Source organism: Pseudomonas tremae (assembly GCF_023278125.1).
Lineage (GTDB): Bacteria > Pseudomonadota > Gammaproteobacteria > Pseudomonadales > Pseudomonadaceae > Aquipseudomonas > Aquipseudomonas tremae.
In genome coordinates this window covers 3364475-3387026 of record NZ_CP066270.1, presented here as the reverse complement: position 1 = coordinate 3387026, position 22552 = coordinate 3364475, and the positions used below count along the sequence as shown (strand labels likewise).

General features: G+C 60.3%; 17 protein-coding genes. 13 read left to right on the top strand and 4 right to left on the bottom strand.

The features are described 5' to 3' along the window. Nucleotides 1–25: 25 nt before the first annotated feature. On the top strand, nt 26–4729 hold the full coding sequence (locus I9H09_RS15480; protein WP_236535061.1) for an RHS repeat-associated core domain-containing protein: 4704 nt from the start codon (nt 26–28) through the stop codon (nt 4727–4729). A gap of 143 nt (nt 4730–4872) precedes the next feature. Here I9H09_RS15480 and I9H09_RS15475 read toward each other — a convergent pair whose 3' ends face one another. Then, complete coding sequence (locus tag I9H09_RS15475) at nt 4873–5136, bottom strand: LuxR family transcriptional regulator (RefSeq protein ID WP_024669750.1); 264 nt, start codon at nt 5134–5136, stop codon at nt 4873–4875. Between the two features lie 242 nt (nt 5137–5378). Between I9H09_RS15475 and kdpF the strand changes: the two genes are divergently transcribed. From kdpF to I9H09_RS15415, 12 genes are all read left to right on the top strand, one after another. Beyond that, the gene (gene kdpF / locus I9H09_RS15470; protein WP_020357697.1) at nt 5379–5474 is read left to right on the top strand and encodes a K(+)-transporting ATPase subunit F; all 96 of its coding nucleotides are present in this window, start codon (nt 5379–5381) and stop codon (nt 5472–5474) included. A gap of 2 nt (nt 5475–5476) precedes the next feature. After that, nucleotides 5477–7171 (top strand): potassium-transporting ATPase subunit KdpA, encoded by a 1695-nt coding sequence (gene kdpA / locus I9H09_RS15465; RefSeq protein WP_024669751.1) that lies wholly within the window; start codon nt 5477–5479, stop codon nt 7169–7171. 10 nt (nt 7172–7181) lie between these two features. After that, entirely contained in the window at nt 7182–9260 is a 2079-nt protein-coding gene (gene kdpB / locus I9H09_RS15460) for a potassium-transporting ATPase subunit KdpB (protein ID WP_236502504.1), read from the top strand. A 54-nt stretch (nt 9261–9314) separates the two neighbouring features. Further along, nucleotides 9315–9887, top strand: a complete 573-nt coding sequence (kdpC, locus tag I9H09_RS15455) for a potassium-transporting ATPase subunit KdpC (protein WP_122324674.1) — start codon at nt 9315–9317, stop codon at nt 9885–9887. A gap of 66 nt (nt 9888–9953) precedes the next feature. Beyond that, nucleotides 9954–12617: a sensor histidine kinase gene (locus I9H09_RS15450; protein ID WP_122324675.1), complete on the top strand. Its 2664-nt coding sequence runs from the start codon at nt 9954–9956 to the stop codon at nt 12615–12617. 52 nt (nt 12618–12669) lie between these two features. After that, complete coding sequence (locus I9H09_RS15445; RefSeq protein ID WP_122324681.1) at nt 12670–13362, top strand: response regulator; 693 nt, start codon at nt 12670–12672, stop codon at nt 13360–13362. Nucleotides 13363–13468: 106 nt separating this feature from the next. Beyond that, nucleotides 13469–13747 carry a hypothetical protein gene (locus tag I9H09_RS15440; RefSeq protein WP_024669754.1) on the top strand — a complete coding sequence of 93 codons (279 nt, stop codon included), beginning with the start codon at nt 13469–13471 and terminating at the stop codon, nt 13745–13747. 349 nt (nt 13748–14096) lie between these two features. Next, nucleotides 14097–15014 carry an AAA family ATPase gene (locus I9H09_RS15435; RefSeq protein WP_024691213.1) on the top strand — a complete coding sequence of 306 codons (918 nt, stop codon included), beginning with the start codon at nt 14097–14099 and terminating at the stop codon, nt 15012–15014. Further along, complete coding sequence (locus I9H09_RS15430) at nt 14984–15967, top strand: DUF58 domain-containing protein (RefSeq protein WP_122324676.1); 984 nt, start codon at nt 14984–14986, stop codon at nt 15965–15967. The genes I9H09_RS15435 and I9H09_RS15430 overlap by 31 nt, the downstream gene beginning before the upstream one ends. After that, nucleotides 15964–17976 (top strand): transglutaminase TgpA family protein, encoded by a 2013-nt coding sequence (locus tag I9H09_RS15425; RefSeq protein ID WP_122346461.1) that lies wholly within the window; start codon nt 15964–15966, stop codon nt 17974–17976. Before I9H09_RS15430 ends, I9H09_RS15425 begins: the two co-directional genes overlap by 4 nt. Before the next feature lie 33 nt (nt 17977–18009). After that, on the top strand, nt 18010–18762 hold the full coding sequence (locus I9H09_RS15420) for a CHAD domain-containing protein (RefSeq protein WP_183130694.1): 753 nt from the start codon (nt 18010–18012) through the stop codon (nt 18760–18762). Nucleotides 18763–18889: 127 nt separating this feature from the next. Further along, complete coding sequence (locus I9H09_RS15415) at nt 18890–19684, top strand: acyl-CoA thioesterase (protein WP_024691217.1); 795 nt, start codon at nt 18890–18892, stop codon at nt 19682–19684. Here the strand turns inward: I9H09_RS15415 and I9H09_RS15410 are convergent. The 3 genes from I9H09_RS15410 to I9H09_RS15400 all read right to left on the bottom strand — a co-directional run bounded on the left by I9H09_RS15410 (nt 19653) and on the right by I9H09_RS15400 (nt 22406). Beyond that, nucleotides 19653–19910 carry a hypothetical protein gene (locus tag I9H09_RS15410; protein ID WP_024669757.1) on the bottom strand — a complete coding sequence of 86 codons (258 nt, stop codon included), beginning with the start codon at nt 19908–19910 and terminating at the stop codon, nt 19653–19655. The genes I9H09_RS15415 and I9H09_RS15410 overlap by 32 nt on opposite strands. 99 nt (nt 19911–20009) lie before the next feature. Next, the gene (locus tag I9H09_RS15405) at nt 20010–21485 is read right to left on the bottom strand and encodes a methyl-accepting chemotaxis protein (protein WP_122324678.1); all 1476 of its coding nucleotides are present in this window, start codon (nt 21483–21485) and stop codon (nt 20010–20012) included. A gap of 84 nt (nt 21486–21569) precedes the next feature. Beyond that, nucleotides 21570–22406 carry a TatD family hydrolase gene (locus I9H09_RS15400; RefSeq protein ID WP_122324679.1) on the bottom strand — a complete coding sequence of 279 codons (837 nt, stop codon included), beginning with the start codon at nt 22404–22406 and terminating at the stop codon, nt 21570–21572. Between the last annotated feature and the right edge of the window lie 146 nt (nt 22407–22552).

The window sequence follows — 22552 nt, the reverse complement described above, 5'->3', positions numbered from 1 at the left end:
AATACTCAATTCAGGATCTTCTCCCATGTCCACCACCACCTCACTGCACTCCAACGCCTTCAACTTCATGAGCTTCCTCAACAGCGGGGTCGATCCGCGTACCGGCCTGTATACCGCCTCCATCAGCCTGCCCGAACTCAAGGCCAATGACCTGGCCGGCCCCCTCGTGCCCATCACCCTGGCGTTCAGCCCCCTCAATACCCGCGACTCCGGGTACGGTTTTGGCTGGAACCTGCAACTTTCCCAGTACGACCCCGTCACGCGCATGCTCTCGCTGAGCAGTGGCGAGTCGTTCAAGGTCACCGGTTCCGACAGCACCAGCGACAGGCTATTGATGAAGGAGCAGAAACTCGACAGCTTTCACCTTCATCAGACCGGTAACGAAACCTTCAGGATCGTTCACAAGTCCGGGCTGGTCGAACGGCTACGTACCGGCGGCAGTACCGATAACCGCCTGGCCCTGCCATACGAAATCAGCTCGCCCGACGGGCGTTCGGTCTACCTTGATTACGACCTGTTCAACGGCCAGCAGATCCTGGCGTCCGTCAGCGACAGCCAGCGCACCTTGATCAGTTTGGCACGCACCAAGTGGCAGATTGAAATCATCCTGAACCCGGGGGTGCTGCCCGCACGCTTTACAATGGAGCTGGCCGGGTCTGACTTTCGTGTGGCGAAGGTAGTGCTGCCCACCGCCGACGGGGCCTGCTGGCGTTTCGTTTACCAACAGCTGAACGGGCTGTTATGCATCACTGAGGCCTACACCCCGAGCGGTGCCCGGGAAACCGTGGGCTATCACGATGCCGGACATGCATTCCCCCATGCCGACGCACGTCCGGCCTTGCGCAGGGTCACCGAGCATTTGACCTACCCCGGAAACGGTCAGTCGACCATCAGCACCCATTATGGCTACAGTGCCCACGGTACGGGCCAGACCAACAATTTTCTGGGCAACAACGCTAGCGGGCTGATCTGGGAAGACAACGGCGAAGACAACCTGTACCAGGTCAGCGGCAACTACCAGTACGGCACCACGCAAAGCCTGATCGTCAGCGGTGAGCCCGTACGCACTGTCGAGCGCAGTTTCAACCGCTTTCATTTGCTGACCGAAGAGACCACGACCCAGGGCGATAACGTGAAAAAGACCAGCACGGTCTATCACGCTCTGGAGCAATCCGATTTCGATCAGCAGCCGCCTTATTTTCAGCAGCCCAAAAACGTCACCAACAGATGGTCGCTGCGCAGCAACGCCAGTCAGGTGCGCTACGAAACCCTCAGCAGCGACTACGACAACTTTGGCAACCTGACGCGTCAGCTCCAGCCCAGCGGCGTGCTCGAAACCAGCACCTGGTACCCCGCAGAAGGCGAAACACAGGGCGAGTTTCAGTGCCCGCCAGACCCGGAAGGCTTCGTGCGTCACGTCCGGACCCGCACCGTCACCCCCGCGCAGTCCAAGTATGGCGAGCCCGCGCCGGTGCTGCGTAACCGCTTTGTTTATGACGCGATGGCGCCGGTCAGCGGCGCATCAAAACCCTGGCTGGTGCTCACCCGCGAGACGCTGCTCAGCGTGCAGGGCGACTCGGAAACGACCCTGCACGCCACCGGCCACCTCTATATTCAGCAGCCGGAGGATGTGTTGAGTCACGGTCGCCCCTTGCTGGACACGTTCACACTCAACGGCATCAGCACCCTGACCAGCTTTGCCTACAGCAAGTCCCTGAGTCGCGCCGCAGAAGGCGGCAAAAAGGGTAAAGCGCATAAAAAGTGCAGAGCATGCAGAAAGTGCAGAGCATGCAGAGCGTTGAGAAAAGCTAGCCTGGGCAGGAACGCTCGCCGGGCCGAAACCGTGCTCAAGACCACCCAGACCCTGAGCAGCACACTGGACAGCCACACCCGGACCCTCAATCTGGAGCACTCGCTGATCAATGGCGAGCCGCTGCTGACCGTCGACGACGCCAAAGTGGAGATTCGCTACACCTACGACGCCCTGGAGCGGGTCACCAGCGAAACCGTTGCGCCGGGCAGCGATTATGAGGCCACGCGTCGTTATGCCTACACACTGGTGGCCACCGAAGGCGAGACGGCGCATCAGCAGATCACCGACGTCAAGGGCGTGACTACCTGCAGCTACCTGGATGGGCTGGGTCGGGTGTTTCGCGAAACGCGTCAGAATGCCGATGGTGCCGATGGCAACAAACGCATGCGTGATACCTACGCAGCCAGGTACGACGCGCGTGGCCAGTTGCAGCAAGAAACGCGCTACGACTGGCTGGACGAGAACGACAAGAAGCTGACCCTGACCAGCACCTTTGGCTATGACGACTGGGGTCAGCAGGTCAGTGAAACAGGGCCGGACGGGGTGGTGGCATTTCAGCAGACAGACCTGCAGCTTGGCAGCTCAGGCCCCGTGCTGCGCGAATGGCGGCAGACCAGTCACACCGAGACCGAAAAACACGGTCTTACGGTCACTCAGCTTAATTTGTTTGAACAACCGGAAAGCGTCGAGCGTATTCCCCAGGAAGGGGAGCTTGTCAGTAGACAGCTTTATCGTTACGACGGGCTTGGTCGTACTGTCGAGGAAATCGATACGCTGAGGCATGTCAATCGGTACAGGTACGATGCGTTTGATCGCATGATCGAAAACACCTTGCCAGACGACACGGTGATCCGGCGCGAGTACGCCTCGCACAGCATTGAGGACCTGCCGACGGCAATCAGCGTCGACGACTGCGTTCTGGGGCTGCAATCCTTTGACGGGCTTGAGCGCCGATATAAGGCGGTAACCGGAGGCCGTGAACAGGTGTTTACATTTGAATCGGGGCAGACTCAGCCTAAAACCGTGCTCACGGCCAGCGATCAGACCATCGAGTATGTCTACCTTCCTTCATTAAGCGATCAGCCAATGCAGCGCAGGATAGTGGGTAGCGAGGTTTCTGCCACTTATGCATACGATGTAAAAGATGCGCGCCTGCGCAGTTGTGAGGAACAGAAACAGGCGTTGACGCGAGATTATTATTCCACCGGCGAACTGAAAAGCGAAACCTGCACCGTTGACACGCAGACGCGGACCATGTCGTACCGCTACAGCCTGATGGGGCTGCTGATGGAATACACCGATGTGCTCGGACAGGTCCAGAAGTGTACTTACGACAACGCAGGGCGTCTGATCAAGACCGTGCTTGGGCAAATTACGTCGACGTTCCTTTACGACTCGCTGGGCCAGACGTGTCACATCGAAACGCTGGAAGGCGCAAACAAGGTTGCGGTCAGACTCACCTACGATGAGTTTGGCCGTGAGACGCAGCGTGACTTCGATCTTGGCGATGTACAGCAGGTCATGACTCAGGCCTATGACGCGAATGACCATATGACACAGCGCATGCTGGTTGAAGGTGGCGTGCTGCTGCGCAAAGAAGATTTTGACTATGACAGACATGGACGGCTGGCCTCGTACACATGTTTAGGCAGTCAACTGCCTGTGGACTTCTACCATAAGTCGATAAAGCGCCAAGTATTTCGCTTCGACGAATTTGACAATCTTAGCCGCGTCCTGACCGAGTTTCCGGACAGCAGCAATATAGCGACGTATTGCTATGCAGACCCACAGATCGACCCTACTCAGTTGTTGAGTGTTACCAACACTCATGCAGATTATCCAGAGTTGATCTTGAGCTACGACGCTGATGGTAATCTGACTCAGGATGAACAGGGTCGAACCCTGCGTTACGACGCATTGGGTCGCTTGCTGGAAGTCAGTGGTCCGTCGATGTCCGGTAAACACCGTGATGACGCTTACCGTTACGACGCGCTGGATGTACTCGCCGCGCGTGAGGGTGCGCAGGGTGTCGAGCAGCGTTTCTATCAGGACGGCAAGCCCGCCAACCAGATTAGCGATAAGTTGCAGCGCACGTTCATGCGCGGCGGCGCTAGCCTGTTGGCCGAGCTACAAGGCGGCGAGGGCGCAGGGGCTACGCGCTTGTTGGCAACCACCCTGAGCAACACTGTTCTGAGCGAAGTGGTGGGCGGCACAAAGCATGACAGCGCTTATACCGCCTACGGCCATCGCAGCTCCGATGAACCTCCCGGTGGCCTGGGGTTCAATGGCGAACTGACCGAGAACGATACCGGCTGGCAGCTGCTGGGCAATGGCTACCGGGCGTATAACCCGGTGCTGATGCGCTTTCATAGTCAGGACAGTTTGAGCCCGTTTGGCGAGGGTGGGTTGAATGCTTATGCGTATGGTGAGGGGGATTCGGTGAATCGGGTGGATCCGACGGGGCATATAAACATAGGAAAGTTTTTCAGGCGGGTTTTTGGGATTAGTGCAAAAAAGCCTCCAAAACAACCGGTGGTGGCAAATAAATACAGTCCGATAGTGAACAAAAGCAAAGACGTTTTAGAGCCCCCAAAGGTAGCGGCATCCAAAAGTGCTGAGAGACCTGGTGTCTTGCAAAACTCTAGGCGGTTAGGTACACGGAAAGATAAACTTTCGGGTACGCAGGTGAGGAAATTAGTAAAAGGCTCGAGATCCGAACAACTACCTGCAACTGAGTATAGAGCACGTGAATTATCCAACAGGAATTACTCTGAACTCGAGATGAGGGAGGTTTCTGGAAAATTGTCGCCAATCCTTGAGCCGTCTGACATGGGACGCAGAAATGCAATGACTGGTATGAGGACATTAGATCTGCCGAATGCCTCTGAAGTGAGGGGTCGCGATTTTTTATATTGAGCTGCGCGTCCATCCCCACTTCCAAAGCGTATTTGAATGTAGAAGGCTTTTCTGACCTGCCGCATGTACTCAACCGTGCGGCTTGGTCTGTTAGTCAGAATGGGCAAAATTGAACGCTATGCGCCGACTGACAACGCACCCATTCACTCCACCAAAATAACCCCCTGCCTGATCGCCATCACCAGCGCCGCCTTCAACGACGTCACCCCGAACTTGCGGCGAATATTGCTGGTATGAAAGTGTACGGTTGCCTCCGAACATCCTTGAATACGTGATATCTCCCATGCAGATTTGCCGATCGCCACCCATTCCAGGACTTGTCGTTCCTTGATCGTCAACTGGACAACGGTAGAAGTGTCGGGGGAGGGCGGGATGGAGCCGGGTGGTTTGCCCTTGTCGCGAAGCATGATGAAGTCCTTTTCCTGAAGATCGCTGCCTCACGATACCCCCACAACCCCTATCGCGAACCTGACATAAATGACAGCGCTGATGCCTGCGCATGCATGGCCCCGTCAGGCTTGCAGCGCTTCTTTACAGCTTCTTTACGCCCGGCGCGTGCAGTCGCTCTCGCGCCTTTACACCCATGCTGCGGACAATCCACCCACGCGGCCTGCGCCGTAATCGGTTGTTGCCTGATGGGGAAAATTCAATGAGCGTTATGGATAGTATCTCTCTGCTAATGGGAGTCGGGCTGTTCATCTATCTGCTGGTGGCGCTGTTGCGCGCCGACCAGAGTCAGGAGTGATCATGCACAGTTACGATTATCTGTTGATTCTGGCCTTTCTGGTCCTGCTGCTGGCCCCTGCGCCGTTGCTGGGGCGTTTCTATTATCGGGTCATGGAAGGCGAACGCACCTGGCTGAGCCCGGTGCTGGGGCCGGTCGAGCGGGCCTGCTACCGGATCTCCGGCGTCGACCCGAAAACCGAGCAATCCTGGAAGCAATACATGTGGGCCTTGCTGGCGTTCAATCTGGCAGGCTTTGTCCTGCTGTTTGCAATGCTGATGCTGCAAGGTGTGCTGCCCCTCAACCCGCAGCAACTGCCTGGCATGGAATGGTCACTGGCGTTCAACACGTCCATGAGCTTCGTGACCAATACCAACTGGCAAGCCTACAGCGGCGAAGCGTCGCTCAGCTACCTGAGCCAGATGGTCGGCCTGACCGTGCAGAACTTTGTCAGCGCTGCGACGGGCCTGGCAGTGCTGGTCGCGTTGTGCCGAGGTATCAGTCGTCGCTCCTCGCAAAGCCTGGGTAACTTCTGGGCCGACATGACCCGCGCCACGCTCTATGGCCTGCTGCCGATCAGTATCGTGCTGGCGGTGTTTCTGGTCTGGCAGGGCGTGCCGCAGAACTTTGCCCATTACATCGACGCGCTCACCCTGCAAGGCACCGATCAAAGCATTCCCATGGGGCCTGCGGCGAGCCAGATATCGATCAAACAACTGGGCACCAACGGTGGTGGATTCTTCGGCGTCAACTCGGCGCACCCCTTTGAGAACCCGACTGCCTGGAGCAACCTGTTCGAACTGGTGTCGATCCTGCTGATTCCCGCAGCGCTGGTGTTCACCTTCGGCCACTACGTCAAGGACATGCGCCAGAGCCGTGCGATTCTGGGCTGCATGCTGGCGTTGCTGCTCATCGGCGGCGCGGTGTCTCTGTGGGCCGAGTACCAGCCCAATCCGATGCTGAACATAGCCGGTGTTGAACAGACCGCCCCGCTGGAAGGCAAGGAAACCCGCTTCGGCACCACCGGCACTGTGTTGTGGTCGGTTGCCACCACGGCGGCGTCCAATGGCTCGGTCAACGGCATGCACGACAGCCTCAACCCGCTGACCGGCATGGTTGCACTGGTCAACATGATGGTCGGCGAAGTGATCTTCGGCGGCGTCGGTGTCGGCCTCAACGGCATGCTGCTCAACGTCTTGATCGCCGTGTTCCTCGCCGGGCTGATGATTGGCCGCACGCCGGAATACCTTGGCAAGAAGCTCCAGGCGCAGGAAGTCCGGCTGCTGGTCGCGACCCTGCTGGTGATGCCGGTGGGCGTGCTGGTGCTGGGCGCAATCGCCGCCAGCCTGCCGGGCCCGGCGGGTGCGATCAGCAACCCCGGCCCGCATGGTTTCAGTCAGTTGCTGTACGCCTACACTTCGGCGACGGCCAACAACGGCTCGGCGTTCGGCGGTTTCAGTGCCAATACCGTGTTCCACAACCTGATGCTCAGCCTTGCGATATTCATTGGCCGCTTCGGTTATATCGTGCCGGTGCTGGCACTGGCCGGCAGCCTGGCCATGAAGAAAACCGCACCGCAGGGCCAGAACAGCTTCCCGACCCATGGCCTGCTGTTTGTCACCCTGCTGACCGTCACCATTTTGCTGGTGGGTGGTTTGACCTTCCTGCCGACCCTGGCACTGGGCCCGATTGCCGAACACCTGAGCCTGGGTTTCTGAGGAACCGATCATGAGCACTACTGACACTGTAAGAAGTGATGCTGCAAAAGCCGCTGAACCGCAGGTCGCCAGCGAGTCCGCCAGAACCGGCATCGCTGCGCTGTGGCGCCCGGCGCTGGTACAGGCGTTCGTCAAGCTCGACCCGCGTCAGCTCAAACGCTCGCCGGTGATGCTGGTGGTGGAACTGACTGCCATTCTGACCACCGTGCTGTGCGTCATCCCCAACCCGCAGGTGCCAACCTCGGTCTGCGTGCAGATTGCCCTTTGGTTATGGTTCACCGTGCTGTTCGCCAACTTCGCCGAAGCACTGGCCGAAGGCCGTGGCAAGGCGCGGGCCGACAGCCTGAAGGCTGGCAGCGAAGGGCTCAAGGCACGTATCCGCGACGTGAACGGCAGCTTCAGAACGGTCAACTCCAGTGAGCTGCGCAAGGGTGATGTGGTGCGCGTAGAAATCGGGGAAATGATCCCCGGTGACGGTGAAGTCATCGAAGGTATCGCGGCGGTCAACGAGGCGGCGATTACCGGGGAATCCGCGCCGGTCATTCGCGAGTCTGGTGGTGACCGCTCGGCGGTCACCGGCAACACTCGACTGGTATCCGACTGGCTGCTGATACGCATCAGCAGCAACCCCGGTGAGTCGACGCTGGACCGCATGATCGCGCTGGTCGAAGGCGCCAAGCGCCAGAAAACCCCCAATGAAGTGGCGCTGGACATTCTGTTGATCGGCCTGACGCTGATCTTCCTGCTGGTGGTCATCACCTTGCAGCCGTTCGCCCATTTTGCTGGCGGCAGCCTGCCGTTGGTGTTTTTGGTCGCGCTGCTGGTGACGCTCATCCCGACGACCATTGGCGGCTTGTTATCGGCCATTGGTATTGCCGGTATGGACCGCCTGGTGCGCCTTAATGTGATCGCCAAGTCCGGTCGTGCTGTGGAAGCCGCAGGCGATGTGCATGTGCTGTTGCTGGACAAGACCGGCACCATCACCTTCGGCAACCGCCGTTGTGCCGCCATCTACGCAGCGCCTGGCGTGACCCCGAAGGAGTTGGGCGAGGGCGCCTTGCTGGCCTCGCTTGCCGACGACACGGCTGAAGGCAAATCCATCGTCGAGTTCCTGCGCAATCTGCACCCGATGAACGAGCCGACCCTCGGTTCGGTCACCGCTGTGCCGTTCAGTGCGGATACACGTTTGTCCGGCGTGGACTACCAAGGCCATGTTTACCGCAAGGGCGCGGTGGACTCGTTGCTGGCTTTCGTCAACCTGCAGCGCAGTGATCTGCCACCGGTACTGGCACGGGAAGTCGACAAGATCGCCAAGACCGGTGGCACGCCGCTGCTGGTCTGCGCCAATGGTCGTTTGTTGGGTGCGATTCACCTCAAGGACGTGGTCAAGCCGGGCATTCGCGAGCGTTTCGAGGAATTGCGCAAGCTGGGTATTCGCACCGTGATGGTCACTGGCGACAACCCGTTGACCGCCGCAGCGATTGCTGCCGAAGCAGGTGTTGATGACGTGCTGGCTGAAGCCACGCCAGAGAAGAAGCTGGAACGGATTCGCCAGGAGCAGGGCGAAGGGCGTCTGGTAGCGATGTGCGGCGACGGCGCCAACGATGCACCTGCACTTGCCCAGGCGGATGTCGGCATGGCCATGAACGACGGTACCCAGGCGGCGCGCGAAGCGGCCAACATGGTCGACCTCGACAGTGACCCCACCAAGCTGCTGGACGTGGTGCAGATCGGCAAGCAATTGCTGGTTACACGCGGTGCGCTGACGACGTTTTCGATTGCTAACGACGTGGCCAAATACTTCGCCGTTCTGCCTGCATTGTTTGCCTCCATCTACCCACAGTTGGGCGTGCTCAACGTGATGCATCTGGCCAGCCCGCAGAGCGCGATTCTCTCGGCCATCGTGTTTAACGCGCTGATCATTGTGGTGCTGATCCCCCTGGCCCTGCGCGGCGTGCGCGTCCAGGCCGCCAGCGCGGCGCATTTGCTGCGTCGCAACCTGCTTATCTACGGCCTGGGCGGGATCATTGTGCCGTTTCTCGGCATCAAGCTGATCGACATGCTGCTGGTCGGACTCGGCCTGGTTTGAAGCCTGTGCTGCACGCCGGGTGGCGTGCAGCTTCACCTTATTGAGGAAATGCAGATGTCCAGTGTAGTGCGTCCGGCCCTGAGCCTGATTGTGTTGATGAGCCTGATTACCGGTGTTGCCTATCCGCTGCTGGTCACCGGAGTGGCGCAAGTGGCGTTTCCGGCGCAGGCCAATGGCAGTCTGATGTATGACGAAACGGGCAAGGTGCGCGGTTCTTCACTGATCGCCCAGGCGTTTACCGGCGATGAGTGGTTCCAGTCGCGTCCCTCGGCAGGTGCTTTTGCGACCGTGGCCAGCGGCGCCAGCAACTTCGCACCGAGCAACCCGGCGCTGGCGACACGCGTCACGGAGGACGCCGCCAAACTGACCAACCCCGCTGCCGGGCCTGTGCCGATGGCCTTGCTGACGACGTCAGGCAGTGGTCTTGACCCTCATTTGTCACCCGAAGCCATCGCCTGGCAGGCCAGCCGCGTGGCAGCGGCCCGGCAAATGCCGATGGATAAAATACAGGCGCTGATCGAGGCCAATACCCAGCGCCCGCTCATCGGTCCGCCGGTGGTCAACGTATTGACCTTGAATATGAGCCTGAATCAGTTACCGTCTGCACCGCGCAACGCGCAGTTGTAACAAATTGCGCATTGATTGCAGCAGCGTCGCTACGCTGTAACTGATCTTAGAGAGGGTGGTAGCCACGTGAGTGATTCCGGTCGAGCTGATGCATTGTTGGCCCAATTACCCCGCGAAGGCCGTGGGCGGCTGAAGGTTTTTCTCGGTGCTGCGCCGGGTGTCGGCAAGACCTACGCCATGCTTCAGGCAGCCCATGCGCAATTGCGTCAGGGTGTTAGGGTGCTGGCGGGCGTGGTGGAAACTCACGGCCGAGCGGAAACGGAAGCATTGCTCAACGGGCTGCCACAGCAGCCCTTGCTGCGCACTGAATATCGCGGCATGACCCTCGAAGAAATGGACCTGGACGCTCTGCTCAAGGCCGCGCCGAGCCTGGTGCTGGTCGACGAACTGGCGCACACCAATGCGCCTGGCAGCCGGCACACCAAACGCTGGCAGGACATTCAGGAACTGCTGGCTGCTGGCATCGACGTCTACACCACGGTCAACGTCCAGCACCTGGAAAGTCTGAATGATCAGGTGCGCGGCATCACTGGCGTGCAGGTGCGCGAAACGCTGCCGGACTGGGTGCTGCAGGAAGCCTTCGACCTGGTCCTGATCGACTTGCCGCCGCGCGAGCTGCTGGAGCGCTTGCGCGACGGCAAGGTCTACGTGCCGGAGCAGGCACGCGCGGCCATCGACGCCTTTTTTACCCAGACCAACCTCACTGCACTGCGCGAGATGGCCATGCAGACGGCTGCCGCGCAGGTCGATAACGATCTGGCGCAAGGCTACCGACAACTGGGTCAGTCGGCGCCGGCCGTGCGCGGGCGAATGCTGGTAGGGATTGATGGCGATATCCATGCAGAGCGCTTGGTGCGCCATGCCAGCCGAGTGGCCCAGCGTCGCCATCTGCCGTGGAGCGCGGTGCACGTGGATGACGGGCAAACTCTCGACGAGCAATCCCGTGCTCGCTTGCAAAGTGCCCAGCAACTGGCCGAGCGACTGGGCGGCGAAGCGGTATCGTTACGTGCCGGTGAGGTCGCCAGGACGCTGGTGCAGCACGCCATCGAGCGACGCGCCAGCGTGGTGCTGGTTGGCCAGTCGCGTCGGCATTGGCGGCGAAAGGTATTTGGCGGCGGTGTCGCCGCACGCTTGCTGCGCGAAGGGCACGGGCTGGAAATCTCGGTGCTCGATGACAGCGAAGAGCTACCTGATCAACCGCCGCGCGCGCGTCCGGCTCACGAAGTGGTGTGGTTCGATTACGGCTTGGCTTTCGTTGCCACGCTGATCGCCAGCCTGGTGGCCTGGGGAGTTGCAGGCGTTCTGGCGCTGCCCAATATATCGCTGATCTTTCTGGCTGCAGTGCTGCTGGTGGCGGTGCGCAGCAGCATGGGGCCGGCATTGGCCTGCGCCGGGCTGTCGTTTCTGGCCTATGACTTTCTGTTCATTCCGCCGAGCTTCTCGCTGAACATCCAGCGCGAAGAGGACGTATTGACGCTGTTGTTCTTCCTGCTTATGTCAGCCCTGACCGGCAAGCTGGCGGCACGCCAGCGCCGGCAGTTGCAAGCCTTGCGTGATACGCAGGAACAGACCAGCGAGTTGCTCGACCTGTCGCGCAAAATGACCGCAGCCACTGACCGCAAGGCAGTACTCAATGCCGCCGAGCAGCATTTTTCCGGCTGGAAAGAGTTACACCTGTGTTTAGTGGGGCGAGACGGGCAGGGCGGCTGGTTGGTCGAAACCGGGGGGCCGCTGACCTTTTCCGAGGCCGAGCGCGCCGCTGCCGACTGGGCGTGGCAGCACGACCAGCCCGCAGGCAGCGGTACAGGCACTTTGCCGTCAGGTCGCTGGTGGTGGTGGCCGATTACCGCAGAAGAAGGACCGCTGGCCTTGCTGGGTGTTTGTGCACGGGAAGGGCAGTCGTTTACTGACCAGCACAGGCGGCTGCTTGCCGCACTGACTCAGCCACTCGCCCAGGCCTTGGCACGTGCGCAACTGGCGCAGGAGCTCGAGGCGGCGCGCCTGCACGGCGAAACCGAACAACTGCGCAGCGCCTTGCTGGCGTCGGTGTCGCACGACCTGCGCACCCCGCTGACCTCAATGCGCGGCAGCATCGACAGCCTGCTGGCTTTGGGCGAGGCCATCCCCCTGGAAGATCGTCGCGAACTGCTGGAAGGCACCCGCGACGAGGCAGAGCGCCTGGACCGTTACATTCAGAACCTGCTGGACATGACACGCCTTGGGCACGGCGCGCTGAAGCTGGCTCGAGATTGGGTGTCGCCTGCCGATATCGTAGGCAGCGCGCTCAATCGCCTGCGGGCGGTATTGGCTCCGTTGCAGGTCAGCACACAGGTGCCCGGCGAGTTGCCGTTGTTGTACGTCCACGCAGCGTTGATCGAGCAGGCACTGGTCAACGTTCTGGAGAATGCCGCACGCTTTTCTCCTGTCGAAGGGCGCTTGCAAGTGGCGGCCGGCGTCGTCGACAGCGAGCTGTTTTTCTCGGTCAGTGATGAAGGGCCTGGCATTCCCGAGGATGAGCGGGCGAAGATTTTCGACATGTTTTACACCGCTGCGCGCGGTGATCGCGGAGGGCAGGGCACCGGGCTCGGGCTGGCGATCTGTCAGGGTATGATTGGTGCGCATGGCGGGCGACTGGCTGTCGAGGACGGTATCGACGGGCTGGGCACGCGTATCACGTTGTTTCTGCCGTTACAGGCGCAGCCGGACGGTGAAGTGGAGGAAACTGTTTGAGAACATCGGTTACGTCAGTGCGGCTTTGCAGCGCTGCAACGGCGCTTCAGGCATGAGTCAGATCGCGACGATTCTGGTCATCGACGACGAGCCGCAGATTCGTAAGTTTCTGCGGATCAGCCTCGTGTCCCAGGGTTACAAAGTGCTCGAAGCAGCTACCGGTATGGAGGGTTTGACTCAGGCTGCACTGGGCAAACCGGACTTGCTGGTTCTCGACCTCGGCCTGCCGGACATGGACGGGCAGCAAGTGCTGAGCGAATTTCGAGAGTGGTCGGCTGTGCCGGTTTTGGTACTTTCGGTGCGCGCCAGCGAGGCTCAGAAGGTTCAGGCGCTGGATGCCGGGGCCAACGATTATGTGACCAAACCTTTCGGCATTCAGGAGTTTCTGGCCAGGGTCCGGGCGTTGCTCAGGCAGGTCTCGGGCGGTGAAAAGCCCGACGCCGCCTTGCGCTTCGGCCCGTTGACTGTCGACCTGGCTTACCGCCGCGTATTGCTCGATGGGCAGGAAGTAGCACTCACCCGCAAGGAATACGCCGTGTTGGCGCAATTGTCGCGGCACCCTGGGCGAGTCATTACACAGCAGCAGTTGCTCAAGGACATCTGGGGCCCGACCCACACCGAAGACAGCCATTATCTGCGTATCGTAGTCGGGCATTTGCGTCAGAAACTGGGCGATGATCCGACCGCGCCGAGGTTCATCATCACCGAGGCAGGTATCGGGTATAGACTGCTCGCCGATGGCTAGCGGCTGGAAGATGAAAACAACGATTACGGCCCTTGTGGCACGGCACTTTTGATACGCCGGACCGTCAAAGGCGCACACTCCGTATTTACTCTTGAGGTAACACCCCATGAAAGCCCTGATCTGTCTGCCATTGCTCGTTTTGGTTCTTGCAGGTTGTGCCGGCAAGACCGGGTATCGCGACAGCTGCGCGACTGAAATAGACGCTGCCTGGCACGAACTTGATCTGGCCAAGGCCGAAGGCTTCGCCGGCACCGTCAGCTACTCCAAAGCCCTGTCGCTGCTGACCGGCGCCAAGACCCAGCAACAGTTCGAAGCTTTCGAAGGCTGCACTCAGAAAGCCGAGAAAGCCCGCTTCTACATCCGCGAATCCCGCGCTGGCCGTTAATGGCTGATTCTGCGTCCGCGCTGTACTTTTCATCGCGGACGCAGAGCGCTTTTGACTTTTGTGGGAGCGAACTTTTCCGCGATGAGGGCGAGGCGGGCCTGAAATCTGCCATCCCGGTTGCACTTGATTTACCGTATCCGCTGATTCTACTGCCAGTTCCCGGCAGATCGCGGACAAGCCCGCTCCCACGGCCTTCGGCCAGAATCAAAAGCTGACGCAGAGTATCCAGCATCACATCAAATCCCTTCCAACTTTAGCGAAACGGCCTACTCTCAACGTAGAGTGTTCGGACGTTTGGCATCGCTTGCAGTCCCATAATTATGAAGCAGTTGCCGGAAGGGGCTTTTCGATGGGTAGAAAACTCGATGCGTGCCTCAGTGCCATCAACGAGGTGGTGCTGGGCAAGGAAGCGCAGGTAAGACTGGCGATGACGTGCCTGATCGGCGGCGGGCATTTACTGATCGAGGACTTGCCGGGTATGGGCAAGACAACCCTCAGCCATGCGCTGGCGAAAATTCTCGGCCTGAGCTATCAGCGAATTCAGTTCACCTCTGACCTATTGCCGGGCGACATCCTCGGCACTTCGGTGTTTGACCGGGACAGTGGGCAGTTTACCTTCCACCCAGGGCCGATCTTCGCCGAGCTTGTGCTGGCCGATGAAATCAATCGCGCCACACCCAAAAGTCAGAGCGCCCTGCTGGAAGCCATGGAGGAGGGGCAGGTGTCCATCGAAGGCGCAACCCGTCTGTTGCCTGATCCATTCTTCGTGATCGCCACCCAGAATCCCTTCAGCTCCGGGGGCACCTTTGCCTTGCCCGAGTCGCAGCTGGACAGGTTCCTGATGCGCATTTCCATGGGCTACCCCGCAAGAGCCGCCGAAAAAGCCTTGCTGCTCGGCGAGTCGCGCCGCGAGCTGTTGCCGCGTCTGCAGCCGATTCTGAATCATGCCTTGCTGGGCGAGCTTCAGGCGCAGGCACGCCAGGTGCGGGCCAGTGATGCGCTGGTCGATTACGTGCTGCGTCTGGTTGATGCAACACGCAGCCAGCCGCAGTTTGCCTACGGCCTGTCACCCAGGGCGAGCCTGGCGATTCTGGCAGCGGCGCGGGCCTGGGCCATGTTGTCGGGACGTGATTACGTGATTCCCGAAGACGTGCAGGCGGTGTTGCCCTCGGTGGTCGGACACCGGTTGCGCGAGCGCAGTGACCCGACCGGGCATGGCGGTGGTTCGCTGGTGCAGTGGCTGCTGCGCGAGGTGCCTGCGCTTTGATCCAGCCGTTCAAACCGCTCTGGCAACGCTGGCTGGTGAAACGCATCCCTGCGGCGTCGCGAATTGCACTTGATCACCGGCGCATCTTCATCATGCCGACGCGGACCGGCATGACCTTTGCGCTGGTGTTGATACTGATGCTGCTGGTGGCGATCAATTATCAGAACAGTCTGTCCTACGGTCTGACGTTCTTGCTGCTGTCAGTGGGTGTGCTGGCCATCTTGCATACCTACCGCAACATCAGCGGTTTGATTCTCAGTGCAGGTGTCGCACGCCCGGTGTTCGTTGGCGAGTCGGTGCAGCTGCATTTGCGGCTGGAAAGCGCCGGCCAGGCTCATCACGCAGTTGGTCTGGGCTGGACCGCCACTGCGCTGCAGCCGGGCGACGTACTCCCGCGCGGCTTGACTGCTCTGGAACTGACGCTGCCTGCCGAAAAACGTGGCTGGCTACATGCGCCCAGGTTGCGGGTCGAAAGCGTGTTCCCGCTGGGCATCTTCCGTGCCTGGAGTTGGCTGGATCTGCAGCAGAGTGCGTTGATATATCCCCGGCCGTTGGCTGGCGCCATGCCGCTGCTCAAGGGCGGTCGGCCTCATAGCGAGAATGAGGGGCATGCGACTCAAGGCGCGGGTGTAGACGATTACCAGGGCCTTCGCGTCTACCAGCCGGGCGATAACCGCAATCGTCTGCACTGGAAAGCGTACTCGCGAGGCCAGGGCCTGCTGGTCAAGGATTTCACCGATCTGAGCGGCCATGACGTTTGCCTGGATTTCATGGCGCTTGGCGGCAATATCGAAGACCGGCTGTCGCGGCTGTGTTACTGGGTACTTGAGCTGTCTCGGCGCTGTCAGCCGTTCGCCTTGCGACTGCCGGGCTTCCTCTCGACGATGGGCAGCGGTGACGCACACCGCGAAGCCTGCCTGCGCGCACTGGCGCTGTACGGCTACCGATCATGAGCGGCAAGGCAGGCGCTGCGCCGCCGATTGCGCCGATCCCCCGGGCCAGTCTTGTCTGGCTGTTGCTGGCGCAGGCACTGGTGGTGTTGCCGTTCGCGCTGCATGTGCCCGCTTCCATCATCATCCTGTGGCTGGGCTGCACGTTATGGCGAATCCAGGCCATGCGGATGCGCGTGCGGTTGCCTGGCACCTGGGTCAAGTCGGGGTTGCTGGTGGGCACTGCGGGTGGCGTGTACCTGGCGCGCGGCAGCCTGGTCGGGCTGGACGCGGGCGCTGCGCTGCTGGTCGCAGCGTTCGTCCTGAAAATGCTCGAAATGAACAATCGTCGCGATGCACGGGTGTTGATTTTTCTCGGTTTTTTTTGCGTGGCAGTTGGTTATCTGTTTGAAGACAATCTGTTGTGGGCGCTCTTCAGTGTACTGCCTGTCGGCGCGCTGCTGGCGGCGCTGATCGGTCTGCAGCAGTCCGATCTCGCGGGCAGATCATACGACACGTTGAAGCTGGCTTTCAAACTGATGGCCCAGGCAGTGCCGCTGATGCTCTTGTTGTTCCTGTTCTTCCCCAGGCTGGATCCGCTATGGTCATTGCCGCAGCCGAGCAACAAGGGCGTTACCGGCCTGTCCGACAACATGGCGCCCGGCGATATGGCCGAGTTGAGCAAGTCACCTGCGCTGGTGTTTCGCGCCAGTTTTGACGGGCCGATACCGGCGCGTAATCAGTTGTACTGGCGTGGCCTGACCCTTGAGCAGTTTGACGGACGCCGCTGGTCACAGTCAGCACGTGCCCAGACCGTGCAGATCCCGCAGTGGGAGAAACGCGGCGATCCGCTGGCCTACAGCATCGTCATGGAAGCCAGCGGCCGACCTTGGCTGTTGAGCCTTGATGTGGCCGAAACTGCCTTGCCCGACGTAAGGCAGATGAGCGATTTCCGCCTGCAACGCAGACGTCCCGTAGAGCAGTCGCTGTTATATGCAGTCAGCTCGTGGCCGCAGAGCATTCGCGACCCGCAGCCAAACGAGCAGGTTCAGCGCCAGAACCTGCAATTGCCTGCCAAAGGCAACGATCGCGCCCGCCAATGGGCCGATGATCTGCGCCGCCGTTACGCCAAGCCTGATGCGCTGGTCGAGGCAATGCTCGGGTACTTCAGCGATCAACCGTTCCATTACACCCTCAAGCCGGCCCCGCTGGGCAGTGACAGTATCGATGAGTTCCTGTTTGTCAGCCGCCAAGGCTTCTGCGCCCACTATGCCGGGGCCATGACGTTTGTGCTGCGTGCGGCAGGCATTCCGGCGCGGGTGGTGGCCGGCTATCAAGGCGGCGAGCTTAACCCCGACGGGCAGTATCTGACTGTGCGCCAGTTCGACGCGCACGCCTGGGTCGAGTATTGGCAGCCAGGTGTTGGCTGGCGCACTGTCGACCCTACCGCTGCGGTTGCGCCACAGCGCATTGAACAAGGGCTGGAGCAGGCACTGGCGGCTGACGAGGCGTTCCTCCAGGACTCGCCGCTTTCAGCGTTGCGTTATCGCAATGTGCCTTGGGTCAATGCTGTGCGTCTGAGCTGGGACAGCCTCAATTACGGGTGGCAGCGTTGGGTGCTTGGCTATCAGGGACAACAACAGTTACACATTCTCGGGCGCTGGTTTTCGGGCTTTCAGGCGCCGGTTTTTGTGCTGGGAACCTTGCTTTCGCTGGGCTTGATCGCCTTGTGGCTGTTCAAGCCGTGGCTGCGCGAGAGCGATGCGCAGCTTCGTCTGTTCAACACATTTGAACGCTTGCTGGCTCGCCACGGTCTGCGTCGTATGCCAGGCGAGGGCGCAGCGGCCTTCGGTAGTCGTGCGGCGCTGTTCTTTCCGCAGCATGCCGAAGCCATCGAAGGCTTCGTTCTGGAGTTTCAGGCGCAACGTTACGCCGGGCGACTTGCCTCTGCGAGTCGTTTGAAACAAGCGTTGAGGACGTTGCGCCGTCGTCTGCCCTGGCGGTTGTCAGCCGTCACGGACAGGCATTCATGAATGGTTTTGTCGAAGGGGAACAGCATGTCGTCAATGGTGAATCATCTGGTCGCCGAAATACTCGCGCTGGATGTCAAGCTGCTTGCTTGTCAGGCGCGTCTGGCGGTGTCGACAGACAGCGAAGCGTTGCATGATCTGCGCACCACTGTGCGCCGTCTGCGCAGTGTATTGCGGCCCTTGCGAGAAATACCGGCTGCCGCTGCGCTGGAAGAGGCCGCCAAGGCCGTAGGACAGTTGACCACGCCCTTGCGCGACATGCAGGTACTGGCTTCTTTTCTGGAAGAACAGGGGCTGAACGAAGCCGCCTTCAAACGCAGCCAGCACTTGGCCGATGCCTGTCCGAAGGTGGCTACATCAGGTGAGCTGAGCCGGCTGCTGAGCCTGATCGATGGCTTTCCCGCCTCATTGCGCCTGCAACAGCGCCAAGGCCAGTTGCGCGGGCTGCGCAAGACCGTTGAAAAGCGCATGGACAAACAATGGCGCAAGCTGCGTGTGGCCATAGCCGAACCGGACCATGATCGACACGACCTGCGTCTGCTGATCAAGCGCGTGCGTTATGCCGCCGAAGCCTATCCCGAACTCAGTCATCAGCCAAAAAACATGCAGGCCCGGCTGAAGTCTGCCCAGAGCGAACTCGGTGACTGGCACGATCACCTGCAGTGGCTTGCTCAGGCTGGAGAACAGCCGGATCTGGCACCGTGCATACCCGGCTGGCAGATCGGTATCGTGCGTGCCGAGCGCAAGGCAGAGGCCTCGCTCAAGCGACTTGCCAAAGCGTGTTTCTGACGCCACGTGCCTGTTACTTGTTTGCGGGCGCGGCGCAACATCAAGCCGCAAGAATGGCCGATATGTACCCTGTCAGTCAGTAAGAGGATGGTTATCATCAATCGCCTTTCAAGCCGGTGGAACCACCATGACTTTTTCTGAACTGATCGACGCAATCCGTGACAACCCGCTCTCTGTGACCATTCCTGCCGAGTGGTCGCAGGGGCGTGCCTGCTTCGGTGGGCTCATGGCTGCTCTGACCTATGAAGCCATGCGTGCCCAAGTGCCGGAAGGGCGACCGATTCGCTCGCTGGCAATCACCTTCGTGGGGCCTGCCGAACCAGGTGTGCCGGTTTCATTCGAGGTCGATATTCTGCGCCATGGCAAGGCCGTCAGTCAGGTGTTGGGCCGCGCGATGCAGAATGGTCAGGTGATGACGCTGATACAGGGCAGCTTCGGTGCGTCCCGCGAGTCGATGATTACCGTCGCCGCCGAGCCTGCACCAGACCTGAAACCTGTCGATCAATGTCCGGAGCTGCCTTTTGCCAGCGGCGTGATGCCCGATTATCTACGCTTCATGGACATTCGCTGGGCGCTGGGTGGCATGCCGTTCAGCAATACGCAATCACCTGCGATCGGCGGCTATGTGCGGTTTCGTGAAGAACACGCAAAGCCTGTGAGCGAGGCGCACATCCTGGCGTTGGTCGATACTTGGCCGCCAGCGGTGCTGCCGCATCTGAACAAACCGGCGCCAGGCAGTTCGCTGACCTGGACCATCGAGTTCGTGCAGCCGCAGCCGGTGCTCGACACATTACAGTGGTGCAGCTATCGCGCAGTCATCGAGCACGCGCGTGACGGCTATGGTCACACCGCTGCTGCATTGTGGAGCCCGGAGGGTGAGCTGATAGCGATCAGTCGTCAGACCGTGACTGTGTTTGGCTGATCCGGGCAGCGTCCTTTCGCTGGAAGGCCAGCGCCGCAACCATCCCGATCACGCCGATTGCGACGGACGACAGGCTTTCGGAGAACAGGCCGTTCAAGATCAGCAGTGTCGCCAGAATGAACAGCGGCACGGCGATCAGGTACAGGGCCACGCTGGTCGAATGCACCTGATCGGCGCTGGTATCACGCCATGGGTTCATCTGCACACCGGAAAGTGGTTTGTTCATCATGCTGTCCTCTTCAACGCATCGTTCAATCAATGCCTGAAGAATAGGCCTGCGTGTATTGACTGACGAGGCAAGCCTGTCTATCGCGTCGATAGCCTGTTACAGCTTGAGCTGGCCGATAGCGGCATTCAGCTCGCCTGCCAGGGTGGCGAGTTCATCGCTGGTGGTGGCGGATTGCACCGTCTGGATTACCGTGCGCTCGGTGACGTCGCGAATGCTCACGACCGCACGATTCATTTCTTCGGCCACCTGACTCTGCTGCTGGGCCGCAACGGCGATCTGCGTATTGCTTTCGCGCATCTTCGCCACAGCGCTTGCGATGGCTGCCAACGCTTCGCCTGCCTCTTTGGCTTGTTGCACGCATTCATCCGCCTTGAACGAGCTGTCCTGCATAAAATCCACTGCATCGCGGGTGCCGTTCTGCAAGGTCGAGACCATCGTGGTGATTTCGTCGGTCGAAGTCTGTACCCGTCTGGCCAGGTTGCGCACCTCATCGGCCACCACGGCAAACCCCCGGCCCATTTCCCCGGCGCGTGCCGCCTCGATGGCAGCGTTCAAGGCCAGCAGGTTGGTCTGCTCGGCAATACTGTGGATCACATTGACCACGCCATTGATCTTCTGGCTGTCCTCGGCCATGCGCTGGATCATCTCGGCGGTCTGCTGCACGCCGCTGGAAAGCCCGGCAATAGACACCTGCACGCGATCGACCACTGCCTTGCCGCTGCCTGCCAGCGCATCGGCGGTCTGCGACTGATCGCGGGTGGTGCTGGCGTGCTGAGCGATGTGATGAACCGTGGCCGTCATTTCGTTGATCGCGGTCGCCACTTGATCAGTCTCGCTTTGCTGGCCCAGCATGCCCTGACGCACATCCTTCATGCCCGCCGCCAGTTGGGCGGTGCCCAGATCCAGACGTCCGGCAGTTTGCGAAACGGTATCGACCACCCGCTGATACCCGGCCTGCATCGCGTTGAATGCCTTGGCCATCTGCCCGACCTCATCATCGCTACGGTTGGCGACACGTGCCGCCAGGTCGCCGGTTTTCTCGACATTCAGCATCACGTCCTTGAGCGCATTGAGCTGGCTGAGCAGAAAGCGGATCAGCAGTTGCGACGCACACAGCATCAGCATCATCAACACGAAAACCGCGACGGCGTAATGCGCGAAGCGAGCCTCAAGCGTCTCCAGGAAGGTGGGAGTGAAGGCCAGAACCGCGAGGTGCTGACCATTGCTGGCAGAGACGATCTGAGCGCCGCTCAGCACGCGGTCGCCCAGCCGCTTGTCGAGCATCACCCAGTCACTGGCGTTGGCCAGTTCCGGCAGGGTGATCGAGTTCAGCTCGGGGGCCTGCCCTTTGTTGTAGATCAGCAGCGTGTCGCTTGCAGGCAGCGGCGTTTCAGCAGGCCACACAGCCAGCAGGCGGGCCTGCAATTGCGCGGCTTCGCGTGAGGTTTCCGCGCGCGCCTGCTGTTCCACCTGCAAGGCGTACAGCACCAGCAACAGCGTGGTGACGAAGGCGACCGCGTTGACGGCCCAGAATTTGTATTTCAGTGAAAGGTTGCCAAGCCATGAGCCCATGTGAGGTCTTCTATGATGATCGTGTGAAATAGCAGCAAGGTGCCGTCACGGTGCCTCATTCATTGAAGTCCCTGTTGATACGGGTCAAGAAAGCTGCAGATTTTCACCGGCTGTCGGCTCTACTGTAGGCAAGCTGAAAAATGCCCGGGCGCACGCTGTGCTGTGGCGCGCCAGGTCTTCCTGGCTTTCACCCCTGTGCAGGGCCACTTCGCGCAGTACTTCGGGCAGGAAGGCGGGTTCGTTGCGGCCGTTTTTCGGTTTCGGGCGCAGGCTGCGAGGCAGCAGATAGGGCGCGTCGCTCTCGAGCATCAGCCGACCACGAGGGATGTTGCCCACCAGCGCATGCAGATGCGTGCCGCGTCGCTCGTCGCAGATCCAGCCAGTTATGCCGATGTGCAGGTCCATGTCCAGATAGCTGAACAGCGCTGCGCGTTCCCCCGTAAAGCAATGCACCACTGCCGCGGGCAGACGGTCGCGATAGTCGCGCAGAATTTCAAGCAGGCGCTGATTGGCGTCGCGCTCATGCAGAAACACCGGCAGTTGCAGCTCCACGGCCATCGCCAGATGTGCCTCCAGGACTTTTTCCTGCTGGGCGCGAGGCGAGAAGTCGCGGTTGAAGTCCAGTCCGCATTCACCTACCGCACGAACGCGATTTTCGTTGAGCAACGCATGCAACTGTTTCTCGCTGTCGCCGGTCCAATCGCTCGCTGAGTGCGGGTGGATACCCGCCGTGCAGAACAACTGTTGCGCTGGTTCATCGAGGTCGTGACACAGCTGCAGGGCCTGTTCACTGCCCTCGATACTGGTGCCGGTGACCACCAGTTGCGAGACGCCTGCGGTATAGGCTCGGTCGAGTACCGCCTGTCGCTGGGACGCGAAGCTTGCGTTGGTCAGATTGACGCCGATGTCGATGAGTTGCATGGTGCTACCTCCGCCTCAAGGCCGCCGAGCATACCAGAGCTACGGTCACAACAAGAAAAGGCAGGGTATTCAAGATATTGGGCGCAAACGCTCATTGATTCCTTAGCTGCTCGATGCCGCTGCGTGACGCAAAGACTTTCTTTTTC